Source organism: Ilumatobacter coccineus YM16-304 (assembly GCF_000348785.1).
Classification (GTDB): domain Bacteria; phylum Actinomycetota; class Acidimicrobiia; order Acidimicrobiales; family Ilumatobacteraceae; genus Ilumatobacter_A; species Ilumatobacter_A coccineus.
On the sequence record NC_020520.1, the window covers coordinates 1,901,259 to 1,915,063 of the forward strand.

Below are 13,805 nucleotides of genomic sequence, written 5' to 3' on the forward strand. Positions count from 1 at the left end.
ACTCATCCTTGCGCCCGGAGCACGTTGCGCCGGAGCTTTCCGGTGACGGTCTTGGGAAGCTCGTCGGCGAAGCTGATGGCGCGCGGGTACTTGTAGGGAGCGGTCGTCGCCTTGGCGTGTGCCTGCAACTCGTCGACGAGATCGTCGTCGCCGACGTAGCCGTCGTTGAGGACCACCCACGCCTTCACGAGTTCGCCTCGCTCTGGATCGGGCACGCCGACGACTGCGCATTCCTGGACGGCTCGGTGCTGGATCAGCGCGTTTTCGACCTCTTGTGGCCCGATGCGATAGCCGGCCGAGTTGATGATGTCGTCGGCGCGGCCGGTGTAGAACACGTATCCGTCGTCGTCGATCTCGACGTTGTCGCCGGTCGCGAACCAATCTGCGTCGCCGACGGTGATCGTGGTCGACGCGGTGCGATCCGGGTCGTTCCAGTAGCCGAGCATCACCTGCGGGTTGGGGAGTTTGATCAGCAACTCGCCGGAGCCGCTCGCGTCGGCGGTCTCGGTGCCGGAGTCGTGCACGTGGCGAACGGCGACGTCGACCCCGGGCAGCGGACGCCCCATCGAGCCGGGCTTGACCGGGCGGCCCGGACGGTTCGTGACCGTCATCAGGGTCTCGGTCTGGCCGTATCCGTCGAGCACGGTGGTGCCGCTGATCTCGCGCCAGCGGTCGATGATCTCCGGGTTCACCGATTCACCCGCCGAGACCGTGGATCGGAGCTTCGACAGGTCGATGCCCGACGCGTCTTCGAGGATCAGGCGGCGCAGTTCGGTCGCAGCCGCACAGAAGCAGGTGATCTCGAATCGTTCGAGCAGACGGAACCGCTCGGCGGGGACGAACGGGCCGTCGTAGAACAGCACCGATGCACCCTGGCTCCAAGGTCCGAACAGGATGCTCGTGCCGGCCTTCGACCAGCCGGTGTCGGCGGTGCACCAGATCCGCTCGTCGGGGGAGAGGCCGAGCCAGTGGACGGCCGAGTTGGCCCACGCCCACAGGGATCTCGACGGGTGGGTGACGCCCTTGGGCGACCCGGTGGAGCCCGACGTGTAGTACAGGATCGCCGGATCCTCGGCGGCGACCGTTGCGGGCTCGAACTCAGACGAACACTCGTCGGCCGCCGCGAAACTGGTCCAGCCGTCGGGAGCGTCGCCGACGGCGACCCGCACGGTGAGTGCGTCGAGACCGTCGAACTTCGCACAGTCGTCGCTCGGGCAGATCACCGCGGTCGCGTCGCTGTGCTCCACTCGATAGGCGAGGTCGGACGCGGTGAGCATCGTGATGCAGGGGATCGGCACGGCGCCCATGCGCGTGGCGGCCACCATGGCGATCTGCCACTCCGCGATCCGCGGGAGCATGACGATGACGCGGTCGCCCTGGCGGAGGCCGTGGTCGGCGAGCAGGTTCGCGAGTCTCGATGCCGCTCGGGCGATCTCGGCGTAGGTGTACCGGCGTTCGTCACCGGCCTCGTCGACCGTGATCAAGGCGAGTCGGTCGGGATCGTCGGCCCAGCGGTCGACCACGTCGGCCGAGAAGTTGAACGTGTCGGGAACGTCCCATTCGAAGACTTCGTCGTATGTGTCGTCGGTCGTCATCGGCGTCTCTGGTCCAGGGCTTGTGTGCTCGGTTATATTGTATGACAATGCGGTGGTTGTCAACCGAGCGGTCGGTGAGCAACCGGCGGCACACCGTCACCGACCTGCGACCGAGAGGGCCCCTGTGATCGACTTCCAACTCACCGAACAACAGACGGAGTTGCGTGACCGTACGGTCGCGTTCGTCCGCGACGAGCTCATCCCGCTCGAACACACGGGCGAGCCGACACGTGTCGACGACGAGTTCCGGCGTGAGTTGGTCGCCCTCGGACATGCGGCGGGCCTCGTCGCCCCGCACGCGCCGATCGAATGGGGTGGCCTCGGCCTCGATCACGTCTCGATGTCTGAAGTGTTCATCGCCGCCGGCTACTCGCTGCTCGGCCCGCTCGCGATGAACTGCTTCGCACCCGACGAAGGCAACATGAACCTGCTGTCGAAGGTGGCCACACGTGAGCAGAACGAGCGCTGGCTGCGGCCGTTGGTCGCCGGCGAGATCCGCTCCTGTTTCGCCATGACCGAGCCCGCTCCAGGTGCCGGAAGCGACCCGCGAGCGATGCAGACGACGGTCGCTCGTGACGGCGACGAGTTCGTCGTCAACGGCACGAAGTGGCTGATCACCGGAGCCGACGGCGCCGGCTTTGCGATCATCATGGCCCGCGAGGCCGACGACGATTCCGGGCGTCGGGCCACCATGTTGCTCGCCGACATGGACACACCCGGGATCACGATCGAGCGCGAGATCGCCACCCTCGACCGCAGCTTCCCCGGTGGACACCCCGTCGTACGTTTCGACGACGTGCGGATCCCCGCAACCGACGTGCTCGGCGAGCCCGGACGCGGATTCGAGTACGCCCAAGTCCGGCTCGCTCCCGCCCGCCTGACGCACTGCATGCGATGGCTCGGTGCGGCGATACGGGCCCACGACATCGCCACGGCGCACGCCCGCGAACGCCAGGCGTTCGGCAAGACCCTCGTCGACCACGAAGGCGTCGGGTTCATGCTCGCCGACAACGAGATCGACATCCAGCAGTGCCGGCTCGCGATCTGGCACACCGCCTGGTTGCTCGACCAGGGCGAGGCTGCCGGTCGCGAATCGAGCATGACCAAGGTGTTGTGTTCCGAGGCGACCGACCGCATCGTCGACCGCTGCCAGCAGGTCCTGGGCGGGTTGGGCTTCACCCACGAGACCGCCGTCGGCCAGATCGCCACCGAGATCCGCGCGTTCCGCATCTACGACGGGCCCTCCGAGGTCCATCGGTGGAGCATCGCCCGTCAGCTCGGTCGTCGCTGACGCGAGGCACGTCATGGCCACGGTCGCCCGATCCTTCGAGTTCCTCCGCCTCGATCGCACACACATCGCCACACCGCTCCACGAGGCGGTGCTGAGCGAAGCAGACCTGCGGGGCGCGCAGCGGGTGGCCATCGTCGCGTCCGGCACGCTGTCGCGTTCCACCTCCGTCATCGACGAGCTCGAAGCGGCACTGGGCACGCGCAGCGTCGGTCGGTTCGACTCGGTCGCCGCTCACGCACCACGCAGCAGCGTGTTCGCCGTCGTCGACTTCGTTCGAGCGACCGACGCCGATCTCATCGTCACGGTGGGCGGCGGTTCGCCCCTCGACACCGTGAAGACGGCGCTCGTCGCGCTGGCCGAAGGGTTGACCGACTCCGATCAACTCGAAGCCTTCGCCATCAGCACCGGGCCCGACGGCGAGCGGATCACCCCGTCGGTCGGTTCGCCACCGCTTCGACAGATCGCCGCTCCGACCACGCTCACCGGTGCCGACTTCAGCGACCTCGCCGGTTGCGTCGACGAGCCGACGCAACGAAAGCAGCTCTTCAGCGGCGCCGAGATCGGGCCGGCGGCGATCATTCTCGACCCGGCGATCACGGTGCACACCCCGATGGACCTCTGGCTGTCGAGCGGGATCCGGGCGCTCGACCACGCCGTCGAGACGTTGTGCTCCAGCGCTCCCGAGCCGCTCGCCGACGCCGGGGCGCTCCACGCGATCCGGCTGCTCGCCCGGGGGCTTCCCGCCACCCGAGCCGATCCCGACGATCTCGACGCGCGTCTCGAATGTCAACAGGCGGTCGGCCTCGCATGCGCCGGTCTGAACCGGGTGCCGTACGGCGCGAGCCACGGCCTCGGGCACCAACTCGGTGCGGTGTTCGGCATGTCGCACGGTCACACCAGCTGCGTGATGATGCCGCACGTGATGGCCCACAACCTGCCGGCGACGCGTGAGGCGCAGGGGTTGATCGCCGACGCGATGGGTCGCCCCGACGTCCCCGCAGCGGTGGCGGTCGGCGAACTGATCGGCGCGCTCGGTCTGCCGACCAGGTTGCGTGACGCCGGCGCCACACGCGAGCTGCTGCCCACGATCGCCGACGGCAGCATCGCTCACCCGTGGATCACGGGCAACGCCGTCCCGATCACGTCCACCGACGACCTGCTCGGCCTGCTCGAGCGGGCCTACTGACCCGACCAGCAATCACCAGCAATCACGAGGATTCCCATGCAGATCGAAACCCATCTCCTGAACGAATACAACGCCGTCCGCTATCGGTCCGCCGACGCGAAGTACGCACTCGTCGTCTCGCACGGCCTCGGCGGACACGGCGGGATCTACAACACGTTCTGCGAGCACCACGCCGCGAGAGGTGCGGAGTTGTGGTGCTTCGACGCCCCTGGCCACGGCCGCTCCACCCCCAACCAGCCGCGAGGCACCTGGACGATGGACGCGTGGGCACAGGCCAGCCGTGACTGGGCGACACATGTCCACGAGCTCACCGGGCTGCCGGTCTTCACCCTCGGGTCGAGCCTCGGCGTGTCGGCCGCGATCTCGGCGATCGACGCCCCGGCCGTGACGGGCGCGATCCTGATGGGTTCGGCCGCCGTCCCGGGCCACCCGCTGCTCGAGGGGCCCTCCGCTCCATGGCGCAGCGACGAGGTGAAGGCGGTGCTCGAGCAGGTCGGGCGAGCGGCCCGACTCGACATCCCCACGTTCTTCGACTTCGACGTCGATTACGGCTTCCAGGGGGCGGCCGAGCAGAAGAAGCTCGATCCGTACAACACCTGGTCGTACGACCTCGCGTCGTGGGCTTCGTTCTTCCAGTACGAGCCGCCGCAGCCGTTGGCCGACAACACCAAGCCGGTGCTGTACGCGGCAGGGGAGAAGGATCCGAACGTGACCCCCGACGTGATTCGGATGATCGCCGACGGCATCGGCGGACCCGTGACGGTCGAGATCTTCCCCGACGGCGTCCACCAGCTCATGCTGTTCGAGACGGAGGCGTTCTCGACGCTCGTCCACGACTTCTGCATCGCGAACATCTGACCTCGCCGCGCTGTGCCTCGTCGCTCGTCTCCACCGATCTCTGTGACAGGGCTCGCGTAGATTGATGGGTGCCGGTGCTCGCGCCGGCGGTGTTCGATTGCCACACCTTTCCGGCGGTCCTCTCGGTTCCATTGCGCCGCGTCGAGTGAGGTGACTCACGCGCCTCAGCGCTGGTCTTTCGGAGGATTCACATGTCGGCGAGTACGACCATCACACCATCGACAACCCCCACTCCCGTCTCGTCGACCGGAGATGAACTCGCAGCATTGGGCTGGGAGATCAACGCGAATCAGTATCGGCTGGTGCATCTTGCAGCCCGGTTCGACGACGAACTGGAGTGGTTTCGCCTCGGCTACCCGAGTGCGTCGAGTTGGATCGCCGCGAAGCTCCAGATCCAGACGTCGACGGCGCGTGAATGGATTCGGGTCGGCCAGGCGCTCCGGCATCTGCCGTCGATCGATGCGGCGTTCGCAGTGCAGATGATCTCGTATGCGAAGGTGCGGATCCTGACTCGGTGGGCTGACGACGACAACGAGGAACACTTGTTGGAACTGGCGCACGAGCGCGCCGCTGGCCGGCTCACCGTCGCCATCGCCAAGTTCTTGGCCGATGAGGGCGAGACCGATGCCGAACGCGACCTGCGCCTGCACGACGAGCGTTCGTTCACGACGTGGACCGACGCGGACGGCAGCACCGTGCTGCGCATCGTGTTGCCGCCGTCCGTGGCCAAACCGGTCGTGGCCGCAGTCGACGAGTTGGTGCGCCGCATCGCCATGACACCATTGGAAGGAGGCCCAGCGGAGCAGCCCGCGCCGGGCGACGGCGCCAGTGAGTCCGCGCCAGACGCGTCCGCGGACGCGTCTGATGAGCAGAGCGTGGTCGAGTCATCACCGAAAGCAGCATCGATGGTCGAAGCAGCGCCTGGGCCCGGGATCTCGCCCGACCCGTTGTCGGTCACGCTCCGAGACATGCGTCGGCGGTGGCAGCCCGATGGCCGCGACGACTGGACGTTTCCGAGCCTCGGTCAGCAACGGGCCGATGCGTTCGTCGCCCTGTACCTCGGCTCTGGGGTATCGCTCACCACCGAGGTCGTCGTGCACGTGCGCGGAGACGGCATCACGTTCGACGACGGCACGCCCACCACCAGCAGTGCGGTCCTGCGCCAACTGGACGACTCGTTCATTCGGCTGATGATTCACGATGCGCAGCGCCGACCGGTCGATGCGTCGGGCCGCCGTCGCCACCCGACGACCCGACAGCAGCGGGTGGTCATGGAGACACACGGCCACGAGTGCGTCGACTGCCAGCGCACCGAGCTGCTCGAGCTCGATCACAACCCGCCGTTCGAGCGCACCCGCCGTACCGTCACACACGAACTCGAACCCCGCTGCGCACCCTGCCACCGAGCCCGCCACCGACACGACCTCGGTGCCGCCTGATCGGGGTCGTCGCCGACATCGCGAGTGTTCACCGCAGCGGAGACGACCGAGATGGGCGACGCTCACCGCCCGCTCCGAAATCGAGAAGCAGCGTCGGGCGAGCGGTCAGGGCGCGCCGAGTACGTGGACGACGCAGACGGCGCCGACGCCGACCATGTGGGCCAGGCCGGTCCGTGCGCCGGGATGTTGGCGTTCGCCGGCTTCGCCCCGGATCTGTGTGGTGATCTCGCAGATCTGTCCGACGCCGGTGGGGCCGATGGGGTGGCCCATCGAGAGCAGGCCACCCGAGGGGCTGACGGCGACCCTTCCGCCGATGTCGAACTGGCCGTCGGCGAGTTGCGCGGCGGCCTGTCCCTCCGGGGCGAGGCCGAGGGCCTCGATGTAGAGGAGTTCCTCGACGGTGAACGCGTCGTGCAGTTCGACGACGTCGAGATCAGCAGCGGTGATGCCGGCATCGGTGAGTGCGGCGGCCGCGGTCTCGGCCGTGAGCGCGGCGTCGAAGTTCTGGTTCTTGTAGACGGTCTCCGAACGAGCGACCGACGACGTCACCCGCACGGCTCGACTCCGGTCGAGCCCGAGCCGCTCGATGGCGTCGTCGGACGCGACGATCGCCACGGCGGCGCCCTCGCCGATCGGGCAGCACTGCAGCCGAGTGAGCGGACCGCTGATCTGTGGGGGAGCGAGCACCTCGTCGAGCGTTCGCTCCTTCTGGCGCTGCGCGTTCGGGTTGAGCGCTCCGTTGCGGCTGTTCTTCACGGCGACCTGGGCGAACTGTTCTGCAGTCGCACCGTGTTCGTGCATGTAGCGGTTCGCGAGCAGGGCGAAGTGCGTGAACGGCACGACACGGTTGCCACCGAGATCGCTCAGACCGGTCGCTTGCTGCGGCATGCTGAACTGCAACGGCTTGTCGACACCGACCGCGATGGCGACGTCGACGAGGCCGGCGGCGACCTCGATGCACGCCTGGCGGAACGCACTCGACCCAGACGCTGATGCGTTCTCGACCTGCACCATCGAGATGCCGCTGGCGCCGAGGTGGCGATACATCAGCCGTGACAAGCCCATCGACGTGGTCGCCGTGCCGGTGTAGGCCGATTCGACGTCGCTCCAATCGATGCCGGCGTCGGCCAATGCCAGGCGGATGGCGTGAACACCGAGCTGCGTGTACGGGGTCTCGCTGGGGCGCTGATACGGATGCAGTCCGATTCCGACGACGCTGACGGGCCGAAGATCGTTCAACGACGTGCTCATGATGCTGTTCCCGCCGTCTCCATCGATTCCGACACCACGAAGCGCGGTTCGACGACATCGTTGCCGTCGTCGTCGACGCCCGTGGTGAACCACTCGGCGTGGACGCGCTGGCCGATCGAGGCGACATCGACGACGTCTCGCAACGTCGCGCGGATCAGCGGCCCGTCGTCGAGTTCGATCTCCGCCATCGTGAACGGAGCCTCGATGTCCTTGCCGTGGTGAAGGTGGACGGTGGCGACCGAGTACAGGACGCCCGCCGCAGCGATCGGGGAGGCCGCCAACCGCTCTGCTGGTGCGCCACAGACTTCGCACCCGATCGTCATCGCCGGGAACGCCACGGTCTCGCAGGCGCCGCATCGGCTCGCGCGGAGCTGCGGTGGCGTTTCGCCGGGGTCGTAGAGGCCGGGCTGGCGTGCTGTGGTCATTCGAATCGTCCTGTCATGTCGATCTCGGCGCCGAGGGTTCCGAGCAGCGCCGGACCCTCGATCGCAGAAGTTACTTGCTCAGCGTTCAGCAAGTTACTACGATGGCCTCATGGTTGTCCAGCAGGAATCTGCGCCGAGCGAGGCCGGTGGTCGCACGCAAGTCGAACGGCGGGCCGCCGCCGAGAGCGCGCTGCTCGCCGCCGCCGCCGAACTGATCGCCGAGCAAGGAGTGGTCGAGACGTCGCTGGCACAGATCGGTGAGCGCGCCGGGTACAGCCGCGGGCTCGCCAACCACCATTTCGGCTCCAAGGCCGAACTCGTCGAGCAATTGGCGCGCCGGACACAGACCGCTTTCACCGATTCGCTCGGAGCCGGCGGCGCACGCACCGGCCGCGAGGGCATCGTGAACCTCGTCGGGGCATACCTCGGTCACTTCGACGCGCCGACGGCGGAGTCGCGAGCGATGTTGGTGATGTGGGGCGCCAACTTCCCGGCTCAGTCATCGGTCGCCGGGCTCGTCGCAGCCGACGAGCGGTTTCGGCAGGCAGTGAGCGGGATGATCCGGCAGGGCCACGACGACGGTTCGATCGGCGCCGACGTCGACCCGTCGGGCTTCGCCGTGGCGCTCGTGGCGATGCTGCGCGGTGTCATCGCTCAGTGCCTGACCGATCCGGCGTCGATCGACCTCCATTCGGTTCGCTCGGAGTGCGAACGATTCGTCACCGCCGGGCTCGGCCCGACCAACAAACAAGGGAAAGAATGATGTTGTCTGAAGCCGAAGCCGGTTCGCTCGAATTCTGGGCGGGGGAGCGACCCGATGCCGTTGCCGTGATCTCCGGCGACGAGTCGCTGACCTACGGCGACTGGAACGACCAGGCCAACCGGGTCGCCGACTCGTTGGCGGGCATGGGGCTGGCTGCAGGGGAGCGGATCGGAATGCGCTTCCGTCTCGGCCTTCCGTGGTTCGTCATCCAACGGGCGTTGCAGAAGCTCGGGGTCGTCCAGGTCGCGGTGAACTGGAAGCTGACGCCCGACGAGGCGATGTACATCGTCGACGACAGCGACGCCAAGGGGCTCGCGTGCGATGACCCTGACGCGTCGGGATGGGCCGAGCAGCAGCTCGGCCTGCTGATCACGGTCGGGCAATCACCCGACGCCCCAGGGGTCCGGTTCGAGGATCTCGTTGCGAACGGGAGCCCGGTCGAGCGGTTCGGGCCGCTCCGGCCGAACATGGTGCTCTACACGTCGGGTACGACGGGGCTTCCCAAGGGCGTGCCGCCGCTCGATCTCGAAGCGGTCACCGACTTCGACCGCCTCTTCGCCTATGGCGCCTCGGTCGGCGCCGTGCCTCCGCACCCGAACAACGCGGTCGTGTTGATGAGCTTGCCGGTCCACCACGGGGCCGGGCCTGCTGCGGCGACCGCTGCGTGCGGCAAGGGCGGTACCGCTGTGCTGCTCGACCCGTACGACGCCGAGGAGGCCCTGCGTCTGATCGAGCGGCATCGGATCAACGTCTGGACCGCCGTGCCGACGATGCTGCTTCGGATCCAGGCGCTGCCCGCTGACGTGGTCGATCGATACGACCTCTCGTCGATCACCGCGCTCAACACCGGCGCCGCACCCGTACCCCAGTCGCTGAAGGAATGGATCGTCGAGCGCTTGGGTCCCGACGTGCTGTGGGAGGCGTACGGCGCCAGCGAGGCGGGCATGATCACGTACACCTCGCCCGAGCACCAGATCTCCAAGCCCGGCACGAGCGGAATTCCCTTCGACGGTGTCGAGCTCGCCATCGTCGACGATCAGTGGAATCGGTTGCCGACGGGTGCGACCGGCGAGATCGCGGTCAACACGCCGATGGTGCTCAAGCGATACCTGGGCCAGGACACGCTCGGCGAGGACACGGTCAAAGACGGCTTCTACCGGACCGGCGATGTGGGCCACCTGGACGAAGACGGCTTCTTGTTCATCACCGACCGGATCAAGGACATGATCGTGGCCGGCGGCGTCAACATCTACCCGGCCGAGATCGAGAAGGCCATCGTCGAACACCCCGACGTGGAGGACGCGTCGGTCATCGGCATCCCGCAGGACGACTTCGGCGAGCAGGCCCTCGCCTTCGTCGTCGTGCGCGAGGGGCACGAGGTGACCGCGGACGCGATCCTCGAGTATCTCGACGGTCGTCTCGCGTCGTACAAGAAGCCACGCCAGATCGAGTTCATCGATGCGTTGCCGGTCAGCCCGATGGGCAAGGTCCTCAAGACCGAGCTGCGGGCGCCCTACTGGAAGGACCGTGAACGCAATGTCTGAGGCCGCACCACCTGAACGAAGCAACCTCCTCGATCTGGAGGGGCGCATCGCCCTCGTCTCCGGGGCCGGACAGGGAGTCGGTGCTGCCACCGCTCACCATCTGGCAGCTCAGGGCGCGAAGGTGGTCGTCAACGACTTCGTCGCCGAGCGCGCCACCGAGGTGGCAACGCAGATCAACGACGGTGGCGGCACGGCCATCGGAATCCAGGGTGACGTCACCGACTTCGCCTCGGTCACCGCGATGGTCGACGCCGCCCGCGACGCGTTCGGGCCCGTCGACGTGCTGGTCAACAACGCCGGCAACGCCGGAGCCAACCCCTCCGCCGTCACCGGCAAGCCGTTCTGGGAGAAGGACCCTGAGGAGTGGGCGCCGTTCCTCGACGTCAACCTGTACGGCGTGCTGCACTGCTGCCGGGCCGTGCTGCCCGGAATGATCGACGCCGGCAACGGCGGACGCATCATCACCGTGTTGAGCGACGCCGGTCGCGTCGGTGAAGCCGGACTCGAGGTCTACTCGGCGGCCAAGGCCGGAGCCGGCGGCCTGACTCGTGGGCTGGCCCGCAGCCTCGGCCGCTTCGACATCACGGCGAACAACGTGGCCATCGCCGCGACCCGCACCCCGGCCATCCAGGCGATGACCGAGAACGAGGACCTCGCCAAGCGGGTGCTCAAGAACTACATCATCCGCCGCTTCGGCGAGCCGAGCGACGTGGCCGCCATGGTCACGTTCCTCGCCTCCAAAGCAGCCGGCTGGACCACCGGCCAGACCTACCCCGTGAACGGAGGCTTCAGTGTCAACCAATGAACCGTCAGTCCCAGCGTCCGACAGCGCAGCGGCATCGCCCCCAGAAGTTCCCAACGCTGCCCCCAACGGCGTCGACGTCATCCGAAGCGAACGGATCGGTGACCACCTGCTGTTGATCCGGATCGACCGGCCGCACCGGCGAAACGCCTTCGACGGTGCCACCGCCAGGGCGATGGAGGCGGCGATCGACGCCTACGAGGCCGACGACACGTTGCGCTGCGCCATCCTCGCCGGTTCGCCGGAGGCGTTCTCGTCGGGCCAGGACCTCATCGCCGCGGCGTACGGCGACATGGGTGTCGCTCCCAACCGTGGCGGGTTCGGCATCATGGCCAAGCCGCCGACCAAGCCGATCATCGCTGCGGTCGAAGGTCATGCACTCGCCGGCGGGCTCGAGCTCTGCCTGTCGTGCGACCTGATCGTCTCGTCCCGGACGGCGACGATGGGCATTCCCGAGGCGGCCCGGTCACTCGTCGCCGTGGGCGGTGGACTGTTCCGGCTGCCGAAGCGCATTCCGTACCACCTGGCCATGGAGTTGGCCCTCACGGGCAAGGCATGGTCGGCCGAACGCATGGCCGAACTCGGCCTCGTCAACAAGCTCACCGAGCCGGGCGAAGCCCTCGATGGGGCGATCGAACTGGCCAACGAGATCCTGCTCGCTGGGCCGCTCGCCGTGAAGGCCAGCAAACAGATCGTGCAGAAGGCCTATGAATGGGACGACGCCGATGGTTGGAAGAACCAGATGGAGTTCGCCGCCCCGGTCATGAAGTCCGACGACCTCAAGGAAGGCCTCGCCGCCTTCGCCGAAAAACGTCCACCAGTCTGGAAAGGCCACTGATGTCCCTCTTGATCGAACCCACCCTGCGATCCGAACTGCTCGCAGGCCAGACCGCCATCGTCACGGGCGGGGCCCGCGGCATCGGCGGTGCCACCGCGACGACGCTGGCGGCCAACGGTGCCAAGGTCGTCATCGCCGAAGTCGATGCCGACAAGGCCTCCGAGACCGTCAAGACACTCAACGACGAGTTCGGCAGCGACACGGCGAGTTCCTTCGTCGCCGACCTGGTCGCTCCAGATGCCTGCGACGACCTGGTGAGCCACACGGTCGACACCTACGGCGGCCTCGACATCGTGGTCAACAACGCCGGGTATGCGTGGGACGGTGGCATCCACTCGATGACCGACGACCAGTTCCAGGCCATGCTCGACATCCACCTCGTCGTGCCCTTCCGCCTGGCCAGAGCCTGCGCACCGATCTTCCGCGCCGCGGCGGGTGCCGACGCCGATGCCGGCGTGCAGCGCCACCGCAAGACCGTCATGGTGTCGTCGCTCGCCGGCGAGTGGGGTCTCATGGGAGCGGGCAACTACGCCTCGGCGAAGGCGGGGATGCTGGGACTGATGCGCACCCTCGCGCAGGAGTGGGGTCGCTACCACGTGAACGTCAACGCCGTGGCGTTCGGTCAGATCCAGACGCGGTTCGGTCTCCCGCAATCCGATGCCGAGGTCATCCAGACCGGTGGCCGGACGATCAAGGTCGGTATGCCGCCCAAGCAAGCAGAGCGAATGGGGATCACGATCGATCCAGATCACGTCCCGACCGACGAGGAGATCTACGCAGCGAAGCCGTTGCCGATGATCCCGCTGGGTCGATCCGGGACCATCCGGGAAGCTGCCGATTCGATCTTCTACCTGTGCTCGCCGATGTCCGACTACACCACCGGCCAGGTCATGGTCGTCAGCGGCGGCGCTCGCGGCGGAATGAGCTGAGACGACGGCCGCCCACGTCGGGGCCCTGCCGTCTGCAGCAGATCAGAAGACGGTGTAGCCGCCGTCGACGCAGACCTCTTGGCCGGTGTGATACGTCTGCCCGGGGTCGGCGAGAAACGCACCGACCTCGCGGAACTCCGAGGGGTCGGCCCATCGGCGCACCGGCGTCCGCTTGACGGTCGCCTCGCGGAACACGTCGGACTCGTAGCCACCCGACGCCAACTCGGTGATCGTCCAACCCGGGAGGAGCGAGTTGACGCGGATCTGGTGACGGGCGAGCCCGACGGCGAGCGCACGAACGAGGCCGTTGAGGGCCGTCTTGGCCGTGCCGTAGGCCTCGTTGTTCGCCGCGCCGTGGACCGCCGATGTCGACGACACCGCGACGAGGCTGCCGCCTTCTCCCTGCTCGACCAGTTGGCGCGCTGCGGCTTGCAGCGTGATGAACACCCCGTCGAGGTTGACCGCCATCACCGATCGCCACTCCTCGAGCGACAGCTTCAAGAACGGGGTACCCGTACCGCCGCGTCCGGCGTTGGCGAAGAGTCCGTCGATGCGGCCGTGCCCGGCGACCGTCTTGGCCATCGTGTCGTCGACCGCCGCTTGGTCGCTCACGTCGCACACGAACGCCGACGCCGTGCCGCCCAGCGCTTCGAGCGCCGCGACCGCGGCAGCGTTCTTCTCCTCGTTGCGACCCCAGATCGACACCGCACCGCCCGACATCACGATGCCTTCGGCCATGCCGAGACCGATGCCACCGTTGCCCCCGGTCACCACGAACACCTTGCCTGTCAGATCGATCATGCGACGTTCTTAGTCCGTCGCTCAGCGAGCCGACGATTTGCCGTCGCATGCTGGCGTAGCGACCTCCCGTGATGCCCCGGCCG

Annotated in this window: 13 protein-coding genes; 9 read left to right on the forward strand and 4 right to left on the reverse strand. The window is 67.6% G+C overall.

Annotation, left to right across the window (positions count from 1 at the left end; all coding sequences use genetic code 11):
• Positions 1 to 2: 2 nt before the first annotated feature.
• Positions 3 to 1,595 carry an acyl-CoA synthetase gene (locus YM304_RS08540; RefSeq protein WP_015441262.1) on the reverse strand — a complete coding sequence of 531 codons (1,593 nt, stop codon included), beginning with the start codon at positions 1,593 to 1,595 and terminating at the stop codon, positions 3 to 5.
• 127 nt (positions 1,596 to 1,722) lie between these two features.
• Here YM304_RS08540 and YM304_RS08545 point away from each other — a divergent pair, with 127 nt between their 5' ends.
• From YM304_RS08545 to YM304_RS08560, 4 genes are all read left to right on the forward strand, one after another.
• A complete protein-coding gene (locus YM304_RS08545; RefSeq protein WP_041299342.1) occupies positions 1,723 to 2,886 on the forward strand; it encodes an acyl-CoA dehydrogenase family protein in 1,164 nt (387 codons plus the stop codon).
• A gap of 13 nt (positions 2,887 to 2,899) precedes the next feature.
• On the forward strand, positions 2,900 to 4,072 hold the full coding sequence (locus tag YM304_RS08550; protein ID WP_015441264.1) for an iron-containing alcohol dehydrogenase: 1,173 nt from the start codon (positions 2,900 to 2,902) through the stop codon (positions 4,070 to 4,072).
• A gap of 36 nt (positions 4,073 to 4,108) precedes the next feature.
• Positions 4,109 to 4,930 carry an alpha/beta hydrolase gene (locus YM304_RS08555; protein WP_015441265.1) on the forward strand — a complete coding sequence of 274 codons (822 nt, stop codon included), beginning with the start codon at positions 4,109 to 4,111 and terminating at the stop codon, positions 4,928 to 4,930.
• A gap of 302 nt (positions 4,931 to 5,232) precedes the next feature.
• Positions 5,233 to 6,369: a DUF222 domain-containing protein gene (locus tag YM304_RS08560; protein WP_162142052.1), complete on the forward strand. Its 1,137-nt coding sequence runs from the start codon at positions 5,233 to 5,235 to the stop codon at positions 6,367 to 6,369.
• Positions 6,370 to 6,474: 105 nt separating this feature from the next.
• On the opposite strand, the gene YM304_RS08565 is transcribed toward YM304_RS08560, so the two are convergent.
• Both YM304_RS08565 and YM304_RS08570 read right to left on the reverse strand, forming a co-directional pair.
• Positions 6,475 to 7,620, reverse strand: coding sequence for a thiolase family protein (locus YM304_RS08565; protein ID WP_015441267.1), 1,146 nt, complete (start codon positions 7,618 to 7,620; stop codon positions 6,475 to 6,477).
• Complete coding sequence (locus YM304_RS08570) at positions 7,617 to 8,045, reverse strand: Zn-ribbon domain-containing OB-fold protein (protein WP_015441268.1); 429 nt, start codon at positions 8,043 to 8,045, stop codon at positions 7,617 to 7,619. Before YM304_RS08570 ends, YM304_RS08565 begins: the two co-directional genes overlap by 4 nt.
• Positions 8,046 to 8,154: 109 nt before the next feature.
• Here YM304_RS08570 and YM304_RS08575 point away from each other — a divergent pair, with 109 nt between their 5' ends.
• From YM304_RS08575 to YM304_RS08595, 5 genes are read left to right on the forward strand one after another with little or no spacing between them, the layout of a single operon-like run.
• Entirely contained in the window at positions 8,155 to 8,808 is a 654-nt protein-coding gene (locus tag YM304_RS08575) for a TetR/AcrR family transcriptional regulator (RefSeq protein ID WP_015441269.1), read from the forward strand.
• Entirely contained in the window at positions 8,805 to 10,352 is a 1,548-nt protein-coding gene (locus YM304_RS08580; protein ID WP_015441270.1) for a class I adenylate-forming enzyme family protein, read from the forward strand. Before YM304_RS08575 ends, YM304_RS08580 begins: the two co-directional genes overlap by 4 nt.
• Positions 10,345 to 11,157: an SDR family NAD(P)-dependent oxidoreductase gene (locus tag YM304_RS08585; RefSeq protein WP_015441271.1), complete on the forward strand. Its 813-nt coding sequence runs from the start codon at positions 10,345 to 10,347 to the stop codon at positions 11,155 to 11,157. Before YM304_RS08580 ends, YM304_RS08585 begins: the two co-directional genes overlap by 8 nt.
• Positions 11,144 to 11,992, forward strand: coding sequence for a crotonase/enoyl-CoA hydratase family protein (locus tag YM304_RS08590; protein WP_015441272.1), 849 nt, complete (start codon positions 11,144 to 11,146; stop codon positions 11,990 to 11,992). The genes YM304_RS08585 and YM304_RS08590 overlap by 14 nt, the downstream gene beginning before the upstream one ends.
• Entirely contained in the window at positions 11,992 to 12,921 is a 930-nt protein-coding gene (locus tag YM304_RS08595; protein WP_015441273.1) for an SDR family NAD(P)-dependent oxidoreductase, read from the forward strand. The genes YM304_RS08590 and YM304_RS08595 overlap by 1 nt, the downstream gene beginning before the upstream one ends.
• 42 nt (positions 12,922 to 12,963) lie before the next feature.
• Here YM304_RS08595 and YM304_RS08600 read toward each other — a convergent pair whose 3' ends face one another.
• Entirely contained in the window at positions 12,964 to 13,722 is a 759-nt protein-coding gene (locus tag YM304_RS08600; protein ID WP_015441274.1) for an SDR family NAD(P)-dependent oxidoreductase, read from the reverse strand.
• Between the last annotated feature and the right edge of the window lie 83 nt (positions 13,723 to 13,805).

What these genes read in the sequence shown, in the direction of transcription:
- YM304_RS08555 (WP_015441265.1), top strand. Translation starts at nt 4,109, where the DNA reads ATGCAGATCGAAACCCATCTCCTGAACGAATACAACGCCGTCCGCTAT.
- YM304_RS08570 (WP_015441268.1), bottom strand. Translation starts at nt 8,045, where the DNA reads ATGACCACAGCACGCCAGCCCGGCCTCTACGACCCCGGCGAAACGCCA.
- YM304_RS08585 (WP_015441271.1), top strand. Translation starts at nt 10,345, where the DNA reads ATGTCTGAGGCCGCACCACCTGAACGAAGCAACCTCCTCGATCTGGAG.
- YM304_RS08600 (WP_015441274.1), bottom strand. Translation starts at nt 13,722, where the DNA reads ATGATCGATCTGACAGGCAAGGTGTTCGTGGTGACCGGGGGCAACGGT.
- YM304_RS08550 (WP_015441264.1), top strand. Translation starts at nt 2,900, where the DNA reads ATGGCCACGGTCGCCCGATCCTTCGAGTTCCTCCGCCTCGATCGCACA.
- YM304_RS08595 (WP_015441273.1), top strand. Translation starts at nt 11,992, where the DNA reads ATGTCCCTCTTGATCGAACCCACCCTGCGATCCGAACTGCTCGCAGGC.
- YM304_RS08565 (WP_015441267.1), bottom strand. Translation starts at nt 7,620, where the DNA reads ATGAGCACGTCGTTGAACGATCTTCGGCCCGTCAGCGTCGTCGGAATC.
- YM304_RS08580 (WP_015441270.1), top strand. Translation starts at nt 8,805, where the DNA reads ATGATGTTGTCTGAAGCCGAAGCCGGTTCGCTCGAATTCTGGGCGGGG.
- YM304_RS08575 (WP_015441269.1), top strand. Translation starts at nt 8,155, where the DNA reads ATGGTTGTCCAGCAGGAATCTGCGCCGAGCGAGGCCGGTGGTCGCACG.
- YM304_RS08540 (WP_015441262.1), bottom strand. Translation starts at nt 1,595, where the DNA reads ATGACGACCGACGACACATACGACGAAGTCTTCGAATGGGACGTTCCC.